Origin of the sequence: Kitasatospora sp. NPDC058492 (assembly GCF_042720685.1) — a bacterium.
Lineage (GTDB): Bacteria > Actinomycetota > Actinomycetes > Streptomycetales > Streptomycetaceae > Kitasatospora.
On the sequence record NZ_JBHXMU010000017.1, the window covers coordinates 14,958 to 36,645 of the forward strand.

The window sequence follows — 21,688 nt, forward strand, 5'->3', positions numbered from 1 at the left end:
GCGCCTCCCTAGTTAGGCAGACCTAACCGCAGCACCCATCCCACCACGCCCGGCACCCCGCCCGCAACACTTCCCGACAGCCCGTCGGCAAAACGGCGCACACCCGGGCGCGGGCCTCAGCCGAGCGCCTCCAGCGCGACACCCGCCCAGCGCGGACCGAGGCCGGTCAGCACCACCCGGCGCGGGTCCAGGTCGTCCTCGTCGGCGGTGTCACCGAGGGCGCGCTCGATCCGCACCTCCAGCCGGTCCTCGGACAGCCGCTCGACCTTGCCCTCGCCCCACTCGACCACGACCACCGACTCCGGCAGCGAGACGTCCAGGTCGAGGTCCTCCATCTCGTCCAGGTCCCCGCCGAGCCGGTACGCGTCCACGTGCACCAGCGCCGGGCCGCCGACCAGCGACGGGTGCACCCGGGCGATCACGAAGGTCGGCGAGGTCACCGCCCCGCGGACCCCCAGCCCCTCCCCCAGGCCCCGGGTCAGCGTGGTCTTCCCCGCCCCCAGTTCACCGGAGAGCAGCACCAGGTCCCCGGGCCTCAGCAGCGCGGCCAGCTCCCGGCCGAGCCGGCCCATCCGCTCCGGGGTGGGGACGGTGAGAGTGGCGTGCGAGCCCATGCGCGTGTCTTGCCCTTCGGTCCGTACCGGCGTGCCGACCGCCGGCCGCCACCGCTACCGTGCCACATCGCCGGCCCGGCGCGCGCCGGAAGGGGTCAGGGGCCGTCCAGGACCGCCGGGGGCGGCGCGGCGGCGGCGAAGCCCGCGGCCCGGCGCAGCAGCGCCACCAGCTCGTGGTCGACCAGCTCCGGGCGCTCCAGCATCACCAGGTGCCCGGCGCCCTCCACCAGCACCAGCTCCGCGCCGGGCAACCGCTCGGCCATCGCCTCGCTGTGCGCCGACGGCGTCAGCAGGTCCTTCGTACCGGCCAGCACCAGCGTCGGCAGGCCGCTCAGGGCGGCGAGCGCCGCGTACTTCTCGTGCGCGGCGAACACCGGGTAGAACTCGGCGACCACGTCGATCGGGGTGGCGTCCAGCAGCTGCTCGGCGAACCGCACCACGCCCGGGTCGACGTCCCGCCCGCCGAAGGAGAACCTCCGGTAGAAGACGGCAGCGACGTCCGCACCCAGCCGCCGGCTCGCCTCCACCAGCTCGACCTGACGGCCCAGCAGCCGCATCACCCCGGGCGCGACCTTCTTGAACAGCTTCGCGCCGGCCGACGGCAGCCCGAGGCTGACCTCGTTCCAGTCCCCCGCCAGCGTGCCGATCAGCGCCACCCCGGCGACCCTCTCCCGGAACAGCTCCGGGTGCTGGTCGGCCAGCGCCATCACCGTCATGCCGCCCATCGAGTGGCCCACCAGCACCAGCGGCCCGGTCGGCGCGACGGCGTCGATCACCGCCTTGAGGTCGCCGCCCAGCTGGTCGATGCTGGCCGGCTCGCCGGCCAGGAAGGAGCGGGAGCGCTCGGAGCGGCCGTGGCTGCGTTGGTCCCAGAAGACCAGCCGCAGTCCCTCGCGCAGCGCGGCCCGCTGGAAGTGCCAGCTGTCCTGGTTGAGGCAGTAGCCGTGGCAGAACAGCACGGTCAGCGGCTCGGCGCCGGAGGTGCCGCCGTCCGGCTCGTCGTTGGAGGTGCCGCCGTCCGGCTCGTCGTTGGAGGTGCCGCCGTCCGGCTCGGGGCCGGTGCCGTCCAGCTCGACGTACAGCTCGGTGCCGTCCGGCGCGGCCACCGTCCGCGGGCGCCCGCGCAGCGAGCCGTACGGGGCCTCGGCGTCCAGCTCGGCCCGGGCCCGGCGGCGGGTCGCCCGGCCGACGGTCAGCCGCTCTATCGCCACCCCGGCGGCCGCCCCGGCCGCCAGCACGCCGACCGAGATCCCGATCACACCGGCCCGGCTCACCCCGGAGGCCGCGCCGGCCGCCTTGGCCACCGCCGCGACCGGGCCGCTCTCGGCCGGTCCCTCCGTCATGCGCCCGGGCCCTCGGTGCGGCTGCCGCCCAGGTAGCGGCGCGGGACCCTGGCGCCGATCCGGGTCACGATCTCGTACGAGATGGTGCCGCAGGCCCGGCCCCAGTCCTCGGCGGTCGGCTCGCCCTGCTCGCCGTTGCCGAACAGCAGCACCTCGTCGCCGACCGCGGGGGTGTCCCCGCCCAGGTCCACGACGAACTGGTCCATCGCGACCCGGCCGGCGATCGTGCGCCACTTGCCGCCGATCTGCACCGGGCCGGTGCCGCTGGCGTGCCGCGGGATGCCGTCGCCGTAGCCGACCGGGACCAGGCCCAGCGTGGTCGGGCCCGGCGTCACGTAGTGGTGGCCGTAACTGACCCCGTGCCCGCCCGGAACGTGCTTGACCAGCGCCAGCCGCGCGGTCAGCGCCATCACCGGGCGCAGCCCGAAGTCGGCCGGCGACCCGACCTCCGGCACCGGCGACAGCCCGTACGCGGCCAGGCCGGTGCGGACCAGGTCGAAGTGCGACTGCGGGAGCAGCAGGGTGGCCGGCGAGTTCGCCAGGTGCCGCACCTCCGGGCGCAGCCCGGCGGCCTCGGCCCGGGCCAGCGCCGCGTGGAAGGAGTCCAGCTGGGCCTGGATCGACGGGTGGCCCGGCTCGTCGGCGGCGGCGAAGTGCGACCAGACGCCGACCACGGTCAGCAGCCCCTCCGCCTCGGCGCGGCGGGCGGCGGCCACCAGGTGCGGCCAGTCGTGCGGCTGGCAGCCGTTGCGGCCCAGACCGGTGTCCGCCTTCAGGTGCACCCGGGCCGGGATGCCGGTCTCCCGGACGGCCGGCAGCAGCTCGTCCAGCGCCCACTGGCCGCTCACCGAGATGTCGATGTCCGCGCGCAGCGCCTCCCGCCACGGCCCGCCCGGCGTCCACAGCCAGCACAGGACGCGGGCCTGCTCCGGGCGGATGCCCGCGGCCCGCAGTGCCAGCGCCTCCTCGGGCGTCGCGCAGCCGAGCCAGCCGACCCCGTTCGCGACCGCCTCGCGGGCGCACTCGACGGCGCCGTGGCCGTAGGCGTCCGCCTTGACCGCGAGCATCACCGCCGAGCCGCCGACGCGCTCGCGCAGCGCGGCGAGGTTGCCGCGCAGGGCGGCCAGATCGATGGTCGCCTCGGCCCTTACGCCGTCGGTCAGGGTGGCCGTGCCGGTCGTGTTCGCAGTTGTCATCAGGGTCAGTCTCCCAGACATCCCGGAGTCCTCGCCGAACGGCCCGTCCGTGCGGCGGCCGGTGCCAGGGCCCCCGGCACCGCGCCGACCTGCGGCGCACCGCTCGTCACCCTGTTCCGGACGCGCACGCAGGACCGATCGGTTCCGCACCGCCCGTCCCGGCCGCACCGCCCGCCCCGGGCCTACGCCTCCCGCACCGCCCGCCACACCGCGGGCAGCGCCTGCGCCACCGCCGGCGCCGTCACCGGCGCGCCCGGGTCGCCCGCCGCGTGGCGGCCCGCCAGGCCGTGCAGGTAGGCGCCCACCGACGCGGCGTCCAGCGGCGCCAGACCGGCCGCCAGCAGGGAGCCCGCCAGGCCCGCCAGGACGTCGCCGCTGCCTGCGGTGGCCAGCCAGGACGTGCCGGTCGGGTTGACCCGGACGGCGCCGCCCGGGTCGGCGATCACCGTGGTGGAGCCCTTGAGCAGGACCGTCGCCCGGTAGGCGGCCGCCAGCCGGCGGGCGGTGGCCAGCCGGGCGGCGGCCAGCGAGTCGGCGGGCGGCGGCGCGGCGCCGTCGGCGCCCGCGAGCAGCCGGGCGGCCTCGCCGGTGTGCGGGGTGAGCAGGGTGGGGGCCGTCCGGCCGGCCAGCGCGTCCGGGCCGAGCCGGGCCAGCTCGGTCAGCCCGTCCGCGTCCACCAGGACCGGGACGTCGCTCGACAGTGCCTCGGCCAGCGCCTGCCGCGCCCCCTCGCCGCCGCCCGGCCCGACCACCCAGGCCTGCACCCGCCCGGCCCCGGCCGGCCCGCCCTCGGTGACCAGCACCTCCGGGAAGCGCCGCACCACCTCCTCGGCCGCCGTGCCGACGTACCGGACGGCACCCGCACCGCCGTGCAGCGCCCCGGCGACCGCCAGCAGCGCCGCGCCCGGGTACGTCGCCGAACCGGCCGCCACCCCGACCACGCCCCGCCGGTACTTGTCGCTCTCGGCGCCCGGCAGCGGCAGCAGCGCCGCCACGTCCGCGTGCTGCAGGGCCGTCACCTCCGGCGCGGGCGGCTCCAGTCCGATCCCGACCAGTTGGACGGCGCCCGCGTAGGAGGCTCCCGGGTCGACCAGCAGGCCCGGCTTGTACGTGCCGAAGCAGACCGTGACGTCCGCGCGCAGCGCCTCGCCCGGCACCTCGCCGGTGTCGGCGTCGACCCCGCTGGGCAGGTCCACGGCCACCACGACCCCGCGCCGCCCGGCCCGCGCGTACGGCCGGGCCCCGTCCCGCAGCCCGCCCCGGCCGCCGATGCCGACGATGCCGTCCAGCACCAGGTCGGCGCGCGAGAAGTCGGCCAGGCCGACTTCCTGATCCAGCACCACCCGCCCGCCGGAAGCCCGCAGCGCGGCCAGCCCGCCCGCGTGCGCACGCTCCGGCGCGAACAGCACCGCCGTCACCCGCGCGCCCCGCCGGGCCAGCGCCGCCCCGGCGTACAGGGCGTCACCCCCGTTGTCCCCGCTGCCGGCCAGCACCACCACCCGACTGCCGTACACCCGCCCCCGACGCCCCGCCAGCAGCCGGGCACAGGTCGCCGCCAGCCCGGCGGCCGCCCGCTGCATCAGCGTCCCCTCCGGCAGCCGCGCCATCAGCGCGGCCTCGGCGGCCCGGACGACTTCCACCCGATGGGCATGACGCATGCGAGGGCTCCTTCAGCAGTCGACGTACCGCCGACGCTAGCCCGCGCCACCGCCCCACGGCAGGCCGAGCTGCGGGACACTTTCGAGTGACAACCACTTCGATCCCCCACCGGTGTCAGTCCACGCGCCTACCTTGTGGCTCGGCACGGACCCACAGGAGGGAGAAGGGCCATGGTCGCCATGCCAGCTGTCGAGGGCCCGCGAGGCCGGGACAACCTCATCCAGGCGTTCCTGGAGTTGGACACCCCGCCCGGCTACAAGGCAGAGCTCATCGAAGGGGAAATCGTCGTGACGCCACCGCCGGACGGAGAGCACGAGACCGCGTTTTCCCTGCTCGCCAAGCAGTTCTTCCGCAAGGCCGCGATCGACCTGGATCTCCTCGGCAACAAGGGCCTGATCGTACCGACCGGACGGTTCATCCCCGATGGAACCGTCTGCCCGGTCAACCACTTCCTGAACGCCGGTTCGTGGGCCGACGCCGACGGCGTACTGCTCGTCTTCGAAATCACGTCCACGAGCCCGCGCCTGGACCGCGAGCAGAAGCGTCGCGGCTACGCCGCCGCTGGCATCCCCTGCTACCTACTGGTCGACCGCAGCGAAGGCATGGTCACGTTGTTCTCCCAACCCGAGGACAACGACTACACCGACAAGGATCCGGTCCCCTTCGGCAAGCCGATCGACCTGCCCGCCCCCTTCTCGTTCACGCTCGACACGGCGCCCCTGCGGTAGGGCACAGCCACCGCAGGGGCACCACGCCGTACTACTCGACGGTGACCGACTTGGCCAGGTTGCGCGGCTGGTCGACCTCGTGGCCCTTGGCCGTCGCCAGCTCGCACGCGAAGACCTGGAGCGGCACGGTGGAGACCAGCGGCTGGAGCAGGGTCGGGGTGACCGGGATGCGGATCAGGTGGTCCGCGTACGGGACGACCGCCTCGTCGCCCTCCTCCGCGATCACGATGGTGCGGGCGCCACGGGCCCGGATCTCCTGGATGTTGGAGACGATCTTGTCGTGCAGGATCGACCGCCCGCGCGGCGACGGGACGACCACGACGACCGGCAGCCCCTCCTCGATCAGCGCGATCGGGCCGTGCTTGAGCTCGCCCGCCGCGAAGCCCTCGGCGTGCATGTACGCCAGCTCCTTGAGCTTGAGCGCGCCCTCCAGGGCCACCGGGAAGCCGACGTGACGGCCGAGGAACAGCACCGAGCGCGCGTCGGCGAGCGAGCGGGCCAGCTCGCGCACCGGCTCCATGGTCTCCAGGACCTGCTCGACCTGCTTGGGCGCGTCGCCGAGCTCCTTGATGACGGCGAAGATCTCGTCGCCCCACTTGGTGCCGCGCACCTGGCCCAGGTAGAGGGCGACCAGGTAGCAGGCGACCAGCTGGGTCAGGAACGCCTTGGTGGAGGCGACGGCGACCTCGGGGCCGGCGTGGGTGTACAGCACCGCGTCCGACTCGCGCGGGATGGTGGAGCCGTTGGTGTTGCAGATCGCCAGCACCTTGGCGCCCTGCTCCCGGGCGTGCCGCAGGGCCATCAGGGTGTCCATGGTCTCGCCGGACTGGGAGATGGCGATGACCAGCGTGCCCGGGCCCATGATCGGGTCGCGGTAGCGGAACTCGGAGGCGACCTCGACCTCGCAGGGGATGCGGGTCCAGTGCTCGATCGCGTACTTGGCGATCATGCCGGCGTGGAAGGCGGTGCCGCAGGCGACGATGACGACCTTGTCGACCGAGCGCAGGTCGGCGTCGGAGATGCGCAGCTCGTCGAGGATGAGCCGGCCGTCGGTGCCGATCCGGCCGAGGAGGGTGTCGGCGACGGCCTTCGGCTGCTCGGCGATCTCCTTGAGCATGAAGTAGTCGTAGCCGCCCTTCTCGGCGGCCGAGGCGTCCCAGTCGACGTGGTACTCGCGCACGTCGGCCGGGGTGCCGTCGAAGTTGGTCACCGTGACGCCGTCCCGGCGCAGCTCGACGACCTGGTCCTGACCCAGCTCGACGGCCTCGCGGGTGTGCGCGATGAACGCGGAGACGTCGGAGGCGAGGAAGTTCTCGCCCTCGCCGCGCCCGACCACCAGCGGCGAGTTGCGGCGGGCGCCGACGACCACGTCCGGCGCGTCGGCGTGCACGGCGACGAGGGTGAAGGCGCCGTCGAGGCGGCGGCAGACCACGCGCATGGCCTCCGCGAGGTCGCCGTCGTAGGCCTCGCCGAGCAGGTGGGCGACGACCTCGGTGTCGGTCTCGGAGCGGAGGGTGTGGCCGCGCTCGGCGATCTCGGCCCGCAGCTGGGCGAAGTTCTCGATGATGCCGTTGTGCACCACGGCCACCCGGAGGTGGTCGTCCAGGTGGGGGTGGGCGTTGGCGTCCGTCGGGCCGCCGTGGGTGGCCCAGCGGGTGTGGCCGATGCCGGTGGTGCCGCCGGGCAGAGGGGTCTCGGCGAGCGACTTCTCCAGGTTGGCGAGCTTGCCGGCCCGCTTGTCGGTGACCAGACTCCACTGCCCGTCGGAGTCCTGCGCCTGCACCGCGACACCGGCCGAGTCGTAGCCCCGGTACTCCAGTCGCTGCAGGCCTGCGATTACTACGTCGAGGGCGGACTGCGCGCCCACGTATCCAACAATTCCGCACATGCGTGCCAGCATAAGGGCGGTTCTGAGGCCCTTTTCCCGATTCCCGCGAACAGTGCGTGACCGACACCACAACCACGGTGAACGCCGCCACAGCTCACAATGGAGCATGTGCTGACCGAACTCTGTACGCGGGGCGCCGCCACGCCCGGCCCGTCGCCGTCCCCCTACGTGGACCTCAGTCGGGCCGAGTGGAGCGCACTGCGCGAGCGTACGCCGCTGCCGCTGACCGCCGAGGAGGTGGAACGGCTACGCGGCCTCGGTACCGCCCTCGACCTGGACGAGGTCCGCGACGTCTACCTGCCGCTGTCCCGGCTGCTGAACCTGTACATCCACGCCACGCACGAGCTGCGCGGCACGCTGGGCACCTTCCTGGACACGCCGGACACCGAGCGCACCCGCACCCCGTTCATCATCGGGGTGGCCGGCTCGGTCGCGGTCGGCAAGTCGACGACGGCCCGCCTGCTCCAGGCCCTGCTCGCCCGCTGGCCCGAGCATCCGCGGGTCGAGCTGGTGACCACGGACGGCTTCCTGCTGCCCAACGCCGAGCTGCGCCGCCGGGGCCTGATGGCCCGCAAGGGCTTCCCGGAGTCGTACGACCGCCGGGCGCTGATGCGCTTCGTCGCGGACGTGAAGGCGGGCAAGGAGCGGGTCACCGCGCCGGTGTACTCGCACCTGGTGTACGACATCGTGCAGGGCGAGCGGCTCACCGTGGAGCGCCCGGACATCCTGATCGTCGAGGGCCTGAACGTGCTCCAGCCGGCCCTGCCCGGCAGCGACGGGCGCACCCGGCTGGCGGTGGCCGACTACTTCGACTTCTCGATCTACGTCGACGCCCGCACCGACGACATCGAGCACTGGTACCTGGACCGCTTCCGCAAGCTGCGGCAGACCGCCTTCCAGGACCCGAACTCCTACTTCCGCCGCTTCACCGAGGTGCCGGAGGAGGAGGCGATGGAGTACGGCCGGCAGGTCTGGCGCACCATCAACAAGCCGAACCTGCTGGAGAACGTGCTGCCGACCCGCGGCCGGGCCACCCTGATCCTCCAGAAGGGGGCGGACCACAAGGTCCGCCGGGCGCTGCTGCGCAAGCTCTGACACCGATGCGACGGAAGGGGCCCCCCCGGCGGCGGGGCCCCTTCCGTCGTGCCGGGCTCAGCCCAGGTGCGTCCGCACGGCCTCGGCCAGCCGCTGCGCGACGGACTCGGCCTGCACCGGGTCGGCGGCCTCGACCATGACCCGGACCAGCGGCTCGGTGCCGGACGGGCGCAGCAGCACCCGGCCGGTGGAGCCCAGTTCGGCCTCGGCCTCGGCGACCGCGGCGGCCAGCTCGACGCTGGTGTTCACCCGGCTCTTGTCGACGCCCTTGACGTTGATCAGCTGCTGCGGCAGACGGGTCATCACGGCGGCCAGGTCGGCCAGCGGCTGCTTGGTGCTGGCCAGGCGGGCACCCAGCATGAGGCCGGTCAGGGTGCCGTCGCCGGTGGTGGCGTGGTCGAGCAGGATGACGTGGCCGGACTGCTCGCCGCCCAGCGCGAAGCCGTGCTCCTTCATCGCCTCCAGCACGTAGCGGTCGCCGACGGCGGTCTCCACCAGGTCGACGCCCTCGCGCTCCATCGCCAGCTTGAAGCCGAGGTTGGACATCACGGTGGCCACCGCGGTGTTGCGGCGCAGGGTGCCGGCGTCCTTCATGGCGACGGCCAGGATGGCGATGATCTGGTCGCCGTCCACCTCGTTGCCGTCGGCGTCGGCGGCCAGGCAGCGGTCGGCGTCGCCGTCGAGGGCGATGCCGAGGTCGGCGCGGTACTCCGTCATGGCGGCCTGCAGCCGGTCCAGGTGGGTGGAGCCGACGCCGTCGTTGATGTTGAGGCCGGTGGGCTCCGCCCCCAGGGTGTGGACGACCTCGGCACCGGCCCGGGCGAAGGCCTCGGGGGCGACGTAGGCGGCCGCGCCGTGGGCGCCGTCGATGACGACCTTGATGCCGTCGAGGCGGTTGGGCAGCACGCCGATCAGGTGGGCGACGTACTTGTCGAAGCCCTCGGTGTACTCGCGCACCCGGCCGACGGCGGCGCCGGTCGGCCGGTTCCAGTCCTCGCTGCCGAGCGTGTGCGTGCGGTAGTGGGCCTCGATCGCGTCCTCGATGCGGTCGTCCAGCTTGTGGCCGCCGCGGGCGAGGAACTTGATGCCGTTGTCGGGCATCGCGTTGTGGCTGGCGGAGAGCATCACGCCGAAGTCGGCGCCGAGCGCGCCGGTGAGGTACGCCACGGCCGGGGTCGGCAGCACGCCGACCCGGAGCACGTCGACGCCGGCGCTCGCCAGGCCGGCGATGACGGCGGCCTCCAGGAACTCGCCCGAGGCACGCGGGTCCCGACCGACCACCGCGACCGGCCGGTGGCCCTCGAAGGCGCCGGCCTCGCCGAGCACATGGGCCGCCGCGACCGACAGCCCGAGCGCGAGCTCGGCCGTCAGGCCCACGTTGGCCACCCCGCGCACGCCGTCCGTACCGAAGAGTCGTCCCACTGTCCCGTCCTCCATCACCACTGCTCGGAACCCAACCGATGGCACCCGGCCGCCGCACGATAGCCGGGGAACACGTCGCCCCGGAGTACACGTGGTACTCCGGGGCGACGGTTCGCGCAACCAGGGGGTGCGCCGCCAGGGCGGGCCGCACCCCCAGGGGCGCGATTAGCGCTTGCTGTACTGCGGCGCCTTGCGGGCCTTCTTGAGACCGGCCTTCTTGCGCTCGACGGCGCGGGCGTCACGGGTCAGGAAGCCGGCCTTCTTCAGCGCGCCGCGGTTGTTGTCCACGTCGGCCTCGTTCAGGGCACGGGCCACGCCGAGGCGCAGCGCGTAGGCCTGGCCGGAGACGCCGCCACCGGAGATGCGGGCGACGACGTCGTAACGGCCGTCAAGCTCGAGGAGCTTGAAGGGCTCGTTCACGGTCTGCTGGTGCACCTTGTTGGGGAAGTAGTTCTCCAGGGTGCGACCGTTGATCTTCCACTGGCCGGTGCCGGGGACGATGCGCACGCGGGCGATCGCCTCCTTGCGACGGCCGAGGCCGGCGCCCGGGATGGCCTCGCCGAAGCGGCCGGCCAGCGACTCGGAGGTGTACTCGCCCTCGGAGGTGTACTCGCCCTCGACAGCCTCAACGGCCTCGTCGAAGTCGACCTCAAGGGTCTCGGTGGTTTCAGTGGTCTCGGCCACGGTGTTCCTCAGCTCTTTTCAGTGTTGGGGGGCTTGGTGGCCGAATTACTGCGCGACCTGGGTGATCTCGAACGGCACCGGCTGCTGGGCAGCGTGCGGGTGCTGGTCGCCCGAGTAGACCTTCAGCTTCGAGAGCATCTGGCGGCCCAGGCTGTTCTTGGGGATCATGCCCTTGATGGCCTTCTCGACGGCCTTCTCCGGGTTGTTCGCCAGCAGGTCGTCGTAGCGCACCGACCGCAGACCACCCGGGAAGCCAGAGTGGCGGTAGGCCAGCTTCTGGGTCTTCTTGTTACCGGACAGGTGCACCTTGTCGGCGTTGATGATGATGACGAAGTCACCAGTGTCAACGTGCGGCGCGTAGATCGCCTTGTGCTTACCCCGGAGGAGGTTGGCGGCCTGGGAAGCCAGGCGGCCGAGCACGACGTCGTTCGCGTCGATGACGTGCCACTGACGCTGGACGTCGCCGGGCTTGGGGCTGTACGTACGCACGGTCGTATGCCTTCGCTTTTCAGTGAGTGAGTCCTGACAGGAGCACCTGGGACGGCAGAGCAGCCTGGTCAACCTTGGACGCAATTCAAGGGGGACCGCTGGTCGTCGAACCTGATGTCTCCGGCGTACCGACCTCTCACGTGAGATAGAGCGAGCCAATACGCACATCAAGCGTCCAGGTTACCGGGCGGGCGGGTGGGGGTCAAAAATCGGCTTCCCCCACCCCCGCCGTCACTCAGCGTTCGCGCTCCACCCGGCTGACGTCCCAGACCGGCTCGGGCGACTCGTAGACCCGGCCGTCGGCGCCGAACACCAGGTAGCGGTCGAAGGTCTTGGCGAACCAGCGGTCGTGGGTGACGCACAGCACGGTGCCGTCGAAGGCCTCCAGCCCGGCCTGCAGCGCCTCGGCGCTGTCCAGGTCCAGGTTGTCGGTCGGCTCGTCGAGCAACAGGGCCGTCACACCGGAGAGTTCGAGCTTGAGGATCATCAGCCGGGCCTGCTGCCCACCGGACAGCGACTCGAACTTCTGCTCCTCCTGCCGGTCCAGCTCGTAGCGGCGCAGCGCGCCCATCGCGGCGCTGCGGCTGAGCGCGTGCTCCTCCTCGACGATCGAGCGCACCGTCCGGCCGAACAGCTCCGGATGGGCGTGGGTCTGCCGGAAGTGGCCGGGGACGACCCGGGCGCCGAGCTTCCAGGTGCCTGTGTGCGCGACGCTCGCGTCGCCCGCGAGCAGCCGCAGGAAGTGCGACTTGCCGGAGCCGTTGGAGCCGAGCACGCCGACCCGCTCGCCGTAGAACACCTCCAGGTCGAAGGGCTTCATCAGGCCGGTGAGCTCCAGCTGCTCCACGGTGAAGGAGCGCACGCCGGTCCGCCCGCCCTTGAGCCGCATGGTGATGCTCTGCTCGCGCGGGGGCTCCTCCGGGCGGCCGGCCTCCTCGAACTTCTTCAGCCGGGTCTGGGCGGCGGCGTAGCGGGTGGCGAGCGCGTGGCTGACGGAGGCCGCCTGGCGCAGGGTGACGACCAGCTTCTTGAGCTTGGCGTGTTCCTCGTCCCAGCGCCGGCCCAGCTCCTCGAAGCGCGCGAAGCGGTCCTTGCGGGCCTCGTGGAAGCTGTCGAAGCCGCCGCCGTGCACCCAGACACTGCTCCCGGCCGCGCCGGACTCGACGGCGATGATCTTGTCGGCTGCCTCGGAGAGCAGCTCGCGGTCGTGCGAGATGAACAGGACGGTCTTCGAGGTGGCCTTGAGGGCCTCCTCCAACCAGCGCTTGCCCGGGACGTCCAGGTAGTTGTCGGGCTCGTCGAGCAGCAGCACCTCTTCGGGGCCGCGCAGCAGCGCCTCCAGGACGAGCCGCTTCTGCTCACCGCCCGAGAGGGTGTTCAGGCCGCGCCACTGGGCCTTGTCGAAGGGCATCCCGAGGGCCGCCATGGTGCAGACGTCCCAGTCGGTCTCGTAGTCGTAGCCGCCGACGTCGGCCCAGTCGGAGAGCGCCTGGGCGTAGGCCATCTGGGTCTTCTCGTCGTCCTGGGCGATCATCGCCAGTTCGGCGGCGTCCACCGCGCGGGCGGCGACGGCGATCCGCTCGGGGGCGACGGACACCAGCAGGTCGCGGACCGAGGCGTCCGGCGCCAGCGCGCCCGGGGTGGCCCGCTCGTCCTCGCGGCCGGTGGTGCCGACGAACTGGCGCATCACGCCGAGCCCGCCGCTGATCGTCACCGTGCCGCCGTGCGGCTGGAGGTCCCCCGCGATCATCCGCAGCAGGGTGGTCTTGCCGGCCCCGTTGGCGCCGACCAGGGCGACCGCGGCGCCCTCGCCGACCCGGAAGGACGCGTCGTCGAACAGCACCCGCCCGTCCGGCAGGTAGTACTCCAGGTGCGAAATCTCGACGTGTCCCATGCGGACGATTGTCCCAAGCCGACGCGCCCGGCCCAAACGGATTACCCGACGGGCGGCTGACCGGGCAGTGTGCGCAGCCGCCTGGCCTGGCGGTTCCGCTCGGCGAGCCGGTCGTCCGGCGGGTAGCCGACTTCCTCAAGGGTGAGCCCGTACGGCCGGATCACGTTGACGGCCGAGTTGCGGACCCCGCCGGCCAGCACCTCGCCGGGGAACTCCACCGGCCGGTGCCCGTCGCCGACCAGCAGCATCGCCCCGACCAGCGCCCGGACCATGTTGTGGCAGAACGCGTCGGCGCGGACGGTGGCGACCGCCAGCGAGCCCTCCTGGGCGGCGTAGGAGTCCACCGGGACGCGGTCCCAGTGCAGCTCCAGCAGGGTGCGGATGGTGGTGGCGCCCTCACGCTTCTTGCAGTACGCGGCGAAGTCGTGCTCGCCGAGCAGCAGCTTCGCGGCCTCGTTCATCCGGTCGACGTCCAGCGGGCGGTCGTGCCAGAGCACGTGCCCGCGCAGCAGCGGGTCGACCCCGCCGGGGTGGTCGGCGACCCGGTAGGCGTAGCGGCGCCAGATCGCCGAGAAGCGGGCGTCGAACCCGGCCGGCGCCTCGCCGACCCGGTAGATCCGGATGTCCCCGGGCAGCCGGCCGGCCAGCCGACGCATCAGCTTCTCGCGGTGCGCCTCCCACAGCTCGGCCGGCAGGTCGACGTGCGCGACCTGGCCGCGGGCGTGCACCCCGGCGTCGGTGCGCCCGGCCACGGTCAGCGGGAACAGCTCGGGGCTGCGGGTGACGATCTGCAGCGCGCTCTCGATCTCCTCCTGGACCGTCCGGCGGCCGCCGCGCTGGCGGGCCCAGCCGGAGAACTCGGCGCCCTGGTAGGCGAGATCGAGCCGGACCCGGACGCACCCGTCGGCCGGGCCGTCCTTCACCGGCGGCTGCTCGGCGCAATCGTTGACCACAATCCACTCCAGACAGAAGGAACGGGCCCGCTCCCCCACGGATGGGAGAGCGGGCCCGCGACCACACCTAGCGGTGTCAGGCCTGCTCGGCCTCGACGGCCTCGTCGGCCTTGGCCTCGACCTTGGCGTCGGCCTCCTTGACGGCGCGCTTGGTGGCGCCCTCGGCCTCGCCGACGGCGGTCTGCGCGACGGTCAGCGCCTCGACCAGCTCGATCACGGCCATCGGGGCGTTGTCGCCACGACGGGGACCGATCTTGGTGATACGGGTGTAACCACCCGGGCGGTTCTCGTAGCGCGGCGCGATCTCGGTGAAGAGGGTGTGCAGCACGGCGATGTCGGTGATCGTCTTGCGCACCAGGCGACGGTTGTGGATGTCGCCCTTCTTCGCCTTGGTGATCAGCTTCTCCGCCAGCGGGCGCATCCGACGGGCCTTGGCCTCGGTCGTGGTGATGCGGCCGTACTGGAACAGCTCCCGGCACAGACCGGCGAGCAGCAGCGGCTCGTGGTGCGGGCCGCCGCCGAGGCGGGCACCCTTGGTGGGACGCGGCATGGATGACTCCTTGAATCTCCGACTACGGCCGTATCAGGTACCGCAGCGGGCGTCCGGGCACTGTTGCCCGGACGACTTTCACGACGACGGGGGCGGTTCGGTGGAACCGCCCCCGCGGCCAAATCTCTTAGTACTGCTCGGTCTCGGCGTAACCCGCGTCGTCCAGGTCGTCGGCGCCGAAGGCGTCGGCGGCGGCGGTCGGGTCGAACCCGGGCGGGCTGTCCTTGAGGGCCAGGCCCATGCCGGCCAGCTTCGCCTTGACCTCGTCGATCGACTTCGCACCGAAGTTGCGGATGTCGAGCAGGTCGGCCTCGGAGCGGGCGACGAGCTCACCCACGGTGTGGATGCCCTCGCGCTTGAGGCAGTTGTAGGAGCGGACGGTGAGCTCCAGCTCCTCGATCGGCAGCGCCAGGTCGGCGGCCAGGGCGGCGTCCGTCGGGGACGGGCCCATGTCGATGCCCTCGGCGTCGATGTTCAGCTCGCGGGCGAGACCGAACAGCTCCACCAGGGTCTTGCCGGCCGAGGCCATGGCGTCACGCGGACGCATGGCGGGCTTGGTCTCGACGTCGACGATCAGCTTGTCGAAGTCGGTCCGCTGCTCGACACGGGTGGCCTCGACCTTGTAGGTGACCTTCAGCACGGGGCTGTAGATCGAGTCGACCGGGATGCGGCCGATCTCCTGGCCGGAGGCCTTGTTCTGGACGGCGGAGACGTAGCCGCGACCGCGCTCGACGGTCAGCTCCATCTCCAGCTTGCCCTTGCCGTTCAGCGTGGCGAGGACCAGCTCCGGGTTGTGCACCTCGACACCCGCCGGCGGGGCGATGTCGGCGGCGGTGACGACACCCGGGCCCTGCTTGCGCAGGTACATCACGACCGGCTCGTCGTGCTCCGAGGAGACGACCAGCTGCTTGATGTTGAGGATGAGGTCGGTCACGTCCTCCTTGACGCCCGGCACGGTGGTGAACTCGTGCAGGACGCCGTCGACGCGGATGCTGGTGACAGCGGCACCCGGGATCGACGACAGGAGCGTGCGGCGCAGGGAGTTGCCGAGGGTGTAGCCGAAGCCCGGCTCCAGCGGCTCGATCACGAACCGCGAGCGGAACTCGTCGACGACCTCTTCGGTCAGCGAGGGGCGCTGAGCGATAAGCATGGGGGGTATTCCTCCAGTTGTCTTCGGCACCCACTATTTGATGCCGACAGGACCAAGCGTACGGGGTCCCGCGAACAGCGACGAATCACCGCGTGGGACCCCGTACGAAGGTTCAAAGCAGGTACTGCGAGCCCGAAGGCGCTGCGTCAGACGCGGCGGCGCTTCGGCGGACGGCAGCCGTTGTGCGGGGTGGGGGTGACGTCCTGGATCGAGCCGACCTCCAGGCCGGTGGCCTGGAGCGAGCGGATCGCGGTCTCGCGGCCGGAGCCCGGACCCTTGACGAAGACGTCAACCTTGCGCATGCCGTGCTCCTGCGCGCGACGGGCAGCGGCCTCGGCGGCCATCTGCGCGGCGAACGGGGTGGACTTGCGCGAGCCCTTGAAGCCGACGTGACCGGCGGAGGCCCAGGAGATCACGTTGCCCGCAGGGTCGGTGATCGAAACGATGGTGTTGTTGAACGTGCTCTTGATGTGCGCGTGGCCGTGAGCGACGTTCTTCTTTTCCTTGCGGCGGATCTTCTTCGCGCCGGCAGCCTGACGACCCTTGGGGGGCATAAGTCTGTTCTCCTACTGAGGTGGTCGGTCCGCTGACCCGCGGGCCGGAGGGATGTCCGGTTACGGGACGGACTACTTCTTGCCCGGCTTCTTCTTACCGGCGATCGCGCGACGCGGGCCCTTGCGGGTACGCGCGTTGGTGTGGGTGCGCTGACCGCGGACCGGCAGGCCGCGGCGGTGACGCAGACCCTCGTAGCAGCCGATCTCGACCTTGCGGCGGATGTCGGCGGCCACCTCACGGCGGAGGTCACCCTCGACCGTGTAGTTGGCGTCGAGGTACTGGCCCAGCTTGACGAGGTCTTCCTCGGAGATGTCGCGAACGCGGACATCCGGGTTGACACCGGTCTCGGCCAGGGTCTGCTGGGCGCGGGTACGGCCGATGCCGTACACGTAGGTAAGGGCGATCTCGATCCGCTTCTCACGGGGGAGATCAACGCCGGCGAGGCGTGCCATTCAAGGCTCCTGTATTTCTTCAGAGGTCTTGCGTGCTACCTACTCCTTCGCCTCTCGACGATGGAGCCCCGGCCTCTGACCGGGGGCGGCAGTCCGTCCCTTCACTGGGACGGATCGGGTAGCCCACTTATGACGTTTTCGCGTCGCGCGAAGTACTACGAGAAATGCTGGGGAGAGATCAGCCCTGGCGCTGCTTGTGGCGCAGGTTGTCGCAGATCACCATGACCCGGCCGTGGCGGCGGATCACCTTGCACTTGTCGCAGATCTTCTTGACGCTCGGCTTGACCTTCATGTTCAGGTTCTCCGGGTCTAGATCTGACGTTCTTACTTGTAGCGGTAGACGATCCGCCCGCGCGTGAGGTCGTAGGGGCTGAGCTCCACGACGACCCGGTCGTCCGGCAGGATGCGGATGTAGTGCATGCGCATCTTGCCACTGATGTGCGCGAGGACCTTGTGACCGTTCTGCAGCTCGACCCTGAACATCGCGTTCGGAAGAGACTCGATCACGGTGCCCTCGATCTCAATGGCGCCTTGCTTCTTAGCCATGAACTGCGAGATCCACCTTCCGGGACCGGCTACCGTATGCGGCACGCTCGTGCGAACCTGGGTTCACCCCGCCCCCGAAGGGAAGAGGGCGTGCTGAAGCACGCTACGAGTGAGCCGACGGTCCATCCTACGCCAGCGCGTCCGGTGGGCCAAAACGAGATCCCCCGAAGGCGGCCACCGTGACGTTCCGGCTGGTCCCGGCGGGTCAGAACCCGGCGGTGACCTTCAGCGGCTCGACGTGGGCGGTGCAGGCCGCGCAGCGGCGGGCGGCCTCGGGGATCTCGGTCAGGCACTCGGGGCAGGGCCGCTTGGGGGTCTTCGCCTTCTTCGGCAGGTATCGCGCGGTCGCCTTGGTGACCGGCAGCACGACGCAGAAGTACAGCACCGCCGCAGTCATCACGAAGGCGATCAGCACGTTGAGGAACTGGCCGTACGGGAACGTGACCCCGGCCACCGTCGCCTTGTACGAGCTGAAGTCGCCGGCCGCGCCGACCACGACGCCGACCAGCGGGGTGAGGAAGGCCGACACGAAGCCGGTCACCACGCCGGTGAACGCGGCGCCGATGACCACACCGACCGCCATGTCGACCACGTTGCCGCGCATCATGAAGTCGCGGAATCCCTTGAGCACTGCACTCTCCCGATCGATCGAAGCTGCTGAAGCCACTACTGAAGCCACTGCCAGCCGATAAAAATAGGACAAAAGCCCTGGAGGTCCAAACCCCCAGGGCCCTGATCCGTTGTCAGCAGCGGAAGTTGGCCGCTCAGCCGACCGTCGTGAGACTAGCCGAGCGGGTCCGGGGCGGCGGTGATGCCCAGCTTCGCGAGCTCCGCCTTGCCGCCGTCGAAGGCCGTCAGGACCAGCGGGCCCTGCTCGGTGACGGCCACCGAGTGCTCCCAGTGCGAGGCCCAGGTGCCGTCGTTGGTGACGACCGTCCAGTCGTCCTCCAGCACGGCGGTGTGCGGGGTGCCCAGCGAGACCATCGGCTCGATCGCCAGGACGGTGCCGGGGATCAGCTTCGGGCCCTTGCCGCGGCCGCGCTCGACGTAGTTCAGCACGTGCGGCTCCATGTGCATCGCGGTGCCGATGCCGTGGCCGCCGTAGCCCTCGGTGATGCCCCACTTGCCCTTGGGGGGCAGCGGCTGGCGGCGGATGAAGCCCTCGATCGCCTTGGAGACGTCGACCAGGCGGTTGTTCTTCTTCATCTGGGCGATGCCGGCCCACATCGAGCCCTCGGTCACCCGGCTCAGCATCTCGACCTCGGGGCGGACCTCGCCGACCGCCACGGTGATCGCCGCGTCGCCGTGCCAGCCGTCCAGGATGGCGCCGCAGTCGATCGAGATGACGTCGCCCTCCTGGAGCACCCGGTCACCGGGGATGCCGTGCACGACCTCGTTGTTCACCGAGGCGCAGATCACCCCGGGGAACCACAGACCGCCGTGGTCGGCGCGGAAGTTGGAGGTCGCACCGTGGTCGGTGATGACCTTGTCCGCGATGTCGTTGAGCTCCTGGGTGGTCACCCCCGGGGCGACCGCCTCCCGGCAGGCCTTCAGCGCCTCGGCGACGACCAGCCCGGCCGCTCGCATCTTCGCGATCTGCTCGGGGGTCTTGATCTCCACCATCTGGTCACGCCTTCCACGTTCTGTTTGCCACTGCCTACCACCGTACGACGCCGTACGGCCGCGCCGCCCGGGATCGGGGAGCGCGGCCGTACGGCGTCGCCGGGAAACTCAGTTGTCCTGCTTCAGCGCCTCGATCGCGCGCCGGGTGACCTCGTCCACCTTGCCGAGGGCCGAGATGGTCGCCACCAGGCCCTGCTGGACGTAGTAGTCGATGATCGGCTCGGTCTCCGTGTGGTAGACCTCCAGCCGGGTGCGCACCTTGTCCTCGGTGTCGTCCGAGCGCTGGTACAGCTCGCCGCCGCACTCGTCGCAGACGCCCGCGGCCTTCGGCGGGTTGTAGTCCACGTGGAAGACGTGGCCCCCGTCGTTGCGGCACAGGCGGCGGCCGGCGATCCGGCGGACCACCTCGTCCTCGGGGACCTCCAGGTCCAGCACGCCGTCCAGCTTGATCCCCTGCTCGGCGAGGAACTCGTCGAGCGCCTTGGCCTGGCCGAGGTTGCGGGGGAAGCCGTCGAGCAGGAAGCCGCCTGCGGCGTCCTCCTGGAGCATGCGGTCCTTGGCCATCCCGATGGTGACCTCATCCGGCACCAGGCGGCCCGCGTCCATGTAGCTCTTGGCCTCGAGCCCCAGCGGGGTGCCCTGACCGATGTTGGCGCGGAACAGGTCGCCGGTGGAGATGTGGGGAATGGACAGGGTCTTGGCGAGCAGGTGCGCCTGAGTACCCTTCCCGGCCCCGGGAGGACCAACGAGGACGATACGCATCAGCGGAGGAACCCTTCGTAATTGCGCTGCTGGAGCTGGCTCTCGATCTGCTTCACAGTTTCGAGTCCGACGCCGACGACGATGAGCACGCTGGTGCCGCCGAACGGGAAGTTGGTCTGCTGTCCGAAGGCGACCAGGGCGATCATCGGGATCAACGCGATCAGGCCCAGGTAGAGCGAACCCGGCCACGTGATTCGGGTCAGCACGTAGTTCAGGTACTCGGCCGTCGGTCGGCCGGCCCGGATGCCCGGGATGAAGCCACCATACTTCTTCATATTGTCGGCAACTTCTTCGGGGTTGAAGGAGATCGCGACGTAGAAGAAGGCGAAGAAGACGATCAGCAGGAAGTAGGTCGCCATGTAGATCGGGTGGTCGCCCTTGACGAAGTGCTGGGTGACCCACACCGCCCAGCCCGACTGGCTACCGGTCAGCTGGACCACCAGGGCCGGGATGTACAGCAGCGACGAGGCGAAGATGACCGGGATGACACCGGCCTGGTTCACCTTGAGCGGGATGTAGGTCGACGTGCCGCCGAACGCCCGCCGGCCGATCATCCGCTTCGCGTACTGCACCGGGATCCGGCGCTGGGCCTGCTCGACGAAGATGACCAGCATCACAACGATGATGCCGACCGCGACCACGGACAGGAACTCGACCCAGCCGCCACCGATGGTGCCGGAGCCCTTGATCGCCCACATCGAGGACGGGAACTGCGCGGCGATCGAGGTGAAGATCAGCAGCGACATGCCGTTGCCGATGCCGCGGTCCGTGATCAGCTCGCCCAGCCACATGATCACCGTGGTGCCGGCGGTCATCGTGATCACCATGACGGCGATCCGGAACACGCTCGTGTCCGGGACGATCTGGTTGCCCACCGGGCAGCCGGAGAACAGCGCGCCGCTGGAGGCCGTCGCCACGATGCCGGTGCCCTGGAGCACGGCGAGCGCGATGGTCAGGTAGCGGGTGTACTGGGTGATCTTCGTCTGGCCGGCCTGGCCCTCCTTCTTCAGCGCTTCCAGTCGCGGGATCACGACCGTGAGGAGCTGGAGGATGATGCTCGCGGTGATGTACGGCATGATGCCGAGCGCGAAGATCGTCAGCTGGAGGAGCGCGCCACCACTGAACAGGTTGACGAGCCCGAAGAGGCCGTTGTTCTTGGTGTCCTTCACACACTCGTTCACGGCCGTGAAGCTCACGCCGGGGATCGGAATGTGTGAGCCCAGGCGGAACAGCACCATGATGCCCAGCGTGAACAGCAGCTTCTTGCGCAGGTCGGGCGTCTGGAACGCCCGCGCGAACGCACTGAGCACGGTGCCTCCTGCGCCTCCCGCGCGTCGTCGGCGGGAGGGTCGGTCCTGAATGGGAGTTTTGGCGGTACGGGCTCCCGTACAGACGGCACAGGCGAGCCTACGCGCAGCCTACAAGGGAACTCCACGGACTCTAACAGTGCGCAGCCACTCGGAAGAAGCGCGTACCGCCCCTCCCCCACTCACGGGGTACGGGATGCCCGGGTTTGCCACACAAAAGAACGAGGACACGTCAACGGAATGCCCGGAAAACGCGATGCCCGGAAAACGCGCGAGCCCCGCACCTCCCGAAGGAGGTGCGGGGCTCGCACGGAAGTCAGCGGGCTCAGACGAGCTCGGTGACGGTACCGCCCGCGGCGGTGATCTTCTCGGCGGCGGAACCGGAGACGGCGTCGACCGTCACCTGCAGCGCAACCGAGATCTCGCCGGTGCCGAGCACCTTGACGAGGGAGTTCTTGCGAACCGCGCCCTTGGCGACCAGGTCCTCGACGGTGACCTCTCCACCCTGCGGGTAGAGCTCGGCCAGCTTGTCGAGGTTGACGACCTGGAACGTGATCTTGAACGGGTTCTTGAAGCCCTTCAGCTTCGGCAGGCGCATGTGGAGCGGCATCTGGCCACCCTCGAAGCGCTGCGGAACCTGGTAGCGGGCCTTGGTGCCCTTGGTACCACGACCGGCGGTCTTACCCTTGGAGGCCTCACCACGACCCACGCGGATCTTGTCGGTCTTGGCACCCGGGGCGGGACGCAGGTTGTGGATCTTGATCGGGTTGTCGCCCAT

General features: G+C 71.0%; 23 protein-coding genes. 2 read left to right on the forward strand and 21 right to left on the reverse strand.

Annotated elements, in window-relative coordinates; translation table 11 throughout:
* Positions 1–116: 116 nt before the first annotated feature.
* The 4 genes from tsaE to ACFWPI_RS13680 all read right to left on the reverse strand — a co-directional run bounded on the left by tsaE (position 117) and on the right by ACFWPI_RS13680 (position 4,811).
* Positions 117–614: a tRNA (adenosine(37)-N6)-threonylcarbamoyltransferase complex ATPase subunit type 1 TsaE gene (gene tsaE / locus ACFWPI_RS13665; RefSeq protein ID WP_063348988.1), complete on the reverse strand. Its 498-nt coding sequence runs from the start codon at positions 612–614 to the stop codon at positions 117–119.
* 95 nt (positions 615–709) lie between these two features.
* Positions 710–1,957: an alpha/beta fold hydrolase gene (locus ACFWPI_RS13670; protein ID WP_380369524.1), complete on the reverse strand. Its 1,248-nt coding sequence runs from the start codon at positions 1,955–1,957 to the stop codon at positions 710–712.
* Entirely contained in the window at positions 1,954–3,153 is a 1,200-nt protein-coding gene (gene alr, locus ACFWPI_RS13675) for an alanine racemase (RefSeq protein WP_380369526.1), read from the reverse strand. Before alr ends, ACFWPI_RS13670 begins: the two co-directional genes overlap by 4 nt.
* Before the next feature lie 182 nt (positions 3,154–3,335).
* Complete coding sequence (locus tag ACFWPI_RS13680; protein WP_380369529.1) at positions 3,336–4,811, reverse strand: NAD(P)H-hydrate dehydratase; 1,476 nt, start codon at positions 4,809–4,811, stop codon at positions 3,336–3,338.
* Between the two features lie 171 nt (positions 4,812–4,982).
* On the opposite strand from ACFWPI_RS13680, the gene ACFWPI_RS13685 reads away from it, so the two are divergent.
* Positions 4,983–5,540, forward strand: a complete 558-nt coding sequence (locus tag ACFWPI_RS13685; protein ID WP_380369531.1) for a Uma2 family endonuclease — start codon at positions 4,983–4,985, stop codon at positions 5,538–5,540.
* A 31-nt stretch (positions 5,541–5,571) separates the two neighbouring features.
* Here the strand turns inward: ACFWPI_RS13685 and glmS are convergent, their stop codons facing one another.
* Entirely contained in the window at positions 5,572–7,428 is a 1,857-nt protein-coding gene (glmS, locus tag ACFWPI_RS13690; protein ID WP_380369534.1) for a glutamine--fructose-6-phosphate transaminase (isomerizing), read from the reverse strand.
* Positions 7,429–7,527: 99 nt separating this feature from the next.
* On the opposite strand from glmS, the gene coaA reads away from it, so the two are divergent.
* A complete protein-coding gene (coaA, locus tag ACFWPI_RS13695; RefSeq protein WP_063348983.1) occupies positions 7,528–8,523 on the forward strand; it encodes a type I pantothenate kinase in 996 nt (331 codons plus the stop codon).
* A gap of 57 nt (positions 8,524–8,580) precedes the next feature.
* Here the strand turns inward: coaA and glmM are convergent, their stop codons facing one another.
* The 16 genes from glmM to rplO form a co-directional block, all read right to left on the reverse strand.
* Positions 8,581–9,945 carry a phosphoglucosamine mutase gene (gene glmM / locus ACFWPI_RS13700; RefSeq protein WP_063348982.1) on the reverse strand — a complete coding sequence of 455 codons (1,365 nt, stop codon included), beginning with the start codon at positions 9,943–9,945 and terminating at the stop codon, positions 8,581–8,583.
* A 165-nt stretch (positions 9,946–10,110) separates the two neighbouring features.
* On the reverse strand, positions 10,111–10,641 hold the full coding sequence (gene rpsI, locus ACFWPI_RS13705) for a 30S ribosomal protein S9 (RefSeq protein ID WP_107452914.1): 531 nt from the start codon (positions 10,639–10,641) through the stop codon (positions 10,111–10,113).
* Positions 10,642–10,674: 33 nt separating this feature from the next.
* Positions 10,675–11,118, reverse strand: coding sequence for a 50S ribosomal protein L13 (rplM, locus tag ACFWPI_RS13710; protein WP_063348980.1), 444 nt, complete (start codon positions 11,116–11,118; stop codon positions 10,675–10,677).
* Positions 11,119–11,353: 235 nt separating this feature from the next.
* Positions 11,354–13,012 (reverse strand): ABC-F family ATP-binding cassette domain-containing protein, encoded by a 1,659-nt coding sequence (locus ACFWPI_RS13715; RefSeq protein WP_380369539.1) that lies wholly within the window; start codon positions 13,010–13,012, stop codon positions 11,354–11,356.
* Between the two features lie 41 nt (positions 13,013–13,053).
* Positions 13,054–13,965 (reverse strand): tRNA pseudouridine(38-40) synthase TruA, encoded by a 912-nt coding sequence (gene truA / locus ACFWPI_RS13720; RefSeq protein WP_380369541.1) that lies wholly within the window; start codon positions 13,963–13,965, stop codon positions 13,054–13,056.
* Between the two features lie 76 nt (positions 13,966–14,041).
* Positions 14,042–14,515, reverse strand: coding sequence for a 50S ribosomal protein L17 (gene rplQ, locus ACFWPI_RS13725; protein ID WP_063348978.1), 474 nt, complete (start codon positions 14,513–14,515; stop codon positions 14,042–14,044).
* A 127-nt stretch (positions 14,516–14,642) separates the two neighbouring features.
* Positions 14,643–15,665, reverse strand: coding sequence for a DNA-directed RNA polymerase subunit alpha (locus ACFWPI_RS13730; protein WP_030232516.1), 1,023 nt, complete (start codon positions 15,663–15,665; stop codon positions 14,643–14,645).
* 146 nt (positions 15,666–15,811) lie between these two features.
* Positions 15,812–16,219: a 30S ribosomal protein S11 gene (rpsK, locus tag ACFWPI_RS13735; RefSeq protein WP_030232513.1), complete on the reverse strand. Its 408-nt coding sequence runs from the start codon at positions 16,217–16,219 to the stop codon at positions 15,812–15,814.
* A gap of 72 nt (positions 16,220–16,291) precedes the next feature.
* The gene (gene rpsM / locus ACFWPI_RS13740) at positions 16,292–16,672 is read right to left on the reverse strand and encodes a 30S ribosomal protein S13 (protein WP_363369306.1); all 381 of its coding nucleotides are present in this window, start codon (positions 16,670–16,672) and stop codon (positions 16,292–16,294) included.
* Between the two features lie 178 nt (positions 16,673–16,850).
* Entirely contained in the window at positions 16,851–16,964 is a 114-nt protein-coding gene (gene rpmJ, locus ACFWPI_RS13745; RefSeq protein ID WP_003956441.1) for a 50S ribosomal protein L36, read from the reverse strand.
* 32 nt (positions 16,965–16,996) lie between these two features.
* Entirely contained in the window at positions 16,997–17,218 is a 222-nt protein-coding gene (infA, locus tag ACFWPI_RS13750) for a translation initiation factor IF-1 (protein ID WP_014047798.1), read from the reverse strand.
* Positions 17,219–17,423: 205 nt separating this feature from the next.
* Positions 17,424–17,849 carry a large conductance mechanosensitive channel protein MscL gene (mscL, locus tag ACFWPI_RS13755; protein WP_063348976.1) on the reverse strand — a complete coding sequence of 142 codons (426 nt, stop codon included), beginning with the start codon at positions 17,847–17,849 and terminating at the stop codon, positions 17,424–17,426.
* A gap of 152 nt (positions 17,850–18,001) precedes the next feature.
* Positions 18,002–18,841: a type I methionyl aminopeptidase gene (gene map, locus ACFWPI_RS13760; protein ID WP_063348975.1), complete on the reverse strand. Its 840-nt coding sequence runs from the start codon at positions 18,839–18,841 to the stop codon at positions 18,002–18,004.
* Between the two features lie 108 nt (positions 18,842–18,949).
* Complete coding sequence (locus tag ACFWPI_RS13765; protein ID WP_380369547.1) at positions 18,950–19,603, reverse strand: adenylate kinase; 654 nt, start codon at positions 19,601–19,603, stop codon at positions 18,950–18,952.
* A complete protein-coding gene (secY, locus tag ACFWPI_RS13770) occupies positions 19,603–20,913 on the reverse strand; it encodes a preprotein translocase subunit SecY (RefSeq protein ID WP_063348973.1) in 1,311 nt (436 codons plus the stop codon). Before secY ends, ACFWPI_RS13765 begins: the two co-directional genes overlap by 1 nt.
* 322 nt (positions 20,914–21,235) lie before the next feature.
* A complete protein-coding gene (rplO, locus tag ACFWPI_RS13775; protein ID WP_376086152.1) occupies positions 21,236–21,688 on the reverse strand; it encodes a 50S ribosomal protein L15 in 453 nt (150 codons plus the stop codon).

What these genes read in the sequence shown, in the direction of transcription:
- tsaE (WP_063348988.1), bottom strand. Translation starts at nt 614, where the DNA reads ATGGGCTCGCACGCCACTCTCACCGTCCCCACCCCGGAGCGGATGGGC.
- ACFWPI_RS13670 (WP_380369524.1), bottom strand. Translation starts at nt 1,957, where the DNA reads ATGACGGAGGGACCGGCCGAGAGCGGCCCGGTCGCGGCGGTGGCCAAG.
- alr (WP_380369526.1), bottom strand. Translation starts at nt 3,153, where the DNA reads ATGACAACTGCGAACACGACCGGCACGGCCACCCTGACCGACGGCGTA.
- ACFWPI_RS13680 (WP_380369529.1), bottom strand. Translation starts at nt 4,811, where the DNA reads ATGCGTCATGCCCATCGGGTGGAAGTCGTCCGGGCCGCCGAGGCCGCG.
- ACFWPI_RS13685 (WP_380369531.1), top strand. Translation starts at nt 4,983, where the DNA reads ATGGTCGCCATGCCAGCTGTCGAGGGCCCGCGAGGCCGGGACAACCTC.
- glmS (WP_380369534.1), bottom strand. Translation starts at nt 7,428, where the DNA reads ATGTGCGGAATTGTTGGATACGTGGGCGCGCAGTCCGCCCTCGACGTA.
- coaA (WP_063348983.1), top strand. Translation starts at nt 7,528, where the DNA reads ATGGAGCATGTGCTGACCGAACTCTGTACGCGGGGCGCCGCCACGCCC.
- ACFWPI_RS13715 (WP_380369539.1), bottom strand. Translation starts at nt 13,012, where the DNA reads ATGGGACACGTCGAGATTTCGCACCTGGAGTACTACCTGCCGGACGGG.
- rplQ (WP_063348978.1), bottom strand. Translation starts at nt 14,515, where the DNA reads ATGCCGCGTCCCACCAAGGGTGCCCGCCTCGGCGGCGGCCCGCACCAC.
- ACFWPI_RS13730 (WP_030232516.1), bottom strand. Translation starts at nt 15,665, where the DNA reads ATGCTTATCGCTCAGCGCCCCTCGCTGACCGAAGAGGTCGTCGACGAG.
- rpsK (WP_030232513.1), bottom strand. Translation starts at nt 16,219, where the DNA reads ATGCCCCCCAAGGGTCGTCAGGCTGCCGGCGCGAAGAAGATCCGCCGC.
- rpsM (WP_363369306.1), bottom strand. Translation starts at nt 16,672, where the DNA reads ATGGCACGCCTCGCCGGCGTTGATCTCCCCCGTGAGAAGCGGATCGAG.
- rpmJ (WP_003956441.1), bottom strand. Translation starts at nt 16,964, where the DNA reads ATGAAGGTCAAGCCGAGCGTCAAGAAGATCTGCGACAAGTGCAAGGTG.
- infA (WP_014047798.1), bottom strand. Translation starts at nt 17,218, where the DNA reads ATGGCTAAGAAGCAAGGCGCCATTGAGATCGAGGGCACCGTGATCGAG.
- map (WP_063348975.1), bottom strand. Translation starts at nt 18,841, where the DNA reads ATGGTGGAGATCAAGACCCCCGAGCAGATCGCGAAGATGCGAGCGGCC.
- ACFWPI_RS13765 (WP_380369547.1), bottom strand. Translation starts at nt 19,603, where the DNA reads ATGCGTATCGTCCTCGTTGGTCCTCCCGGGGCCGGGAAGGGTACTCAG.
- rplO (WP_376086152.1), bottom strand. Translation starts at nt 21,688, where the DNA reads ATGGGCGACAACCCGATCAAGATCCACAACCTGCGTCCCGCCCCGGGT.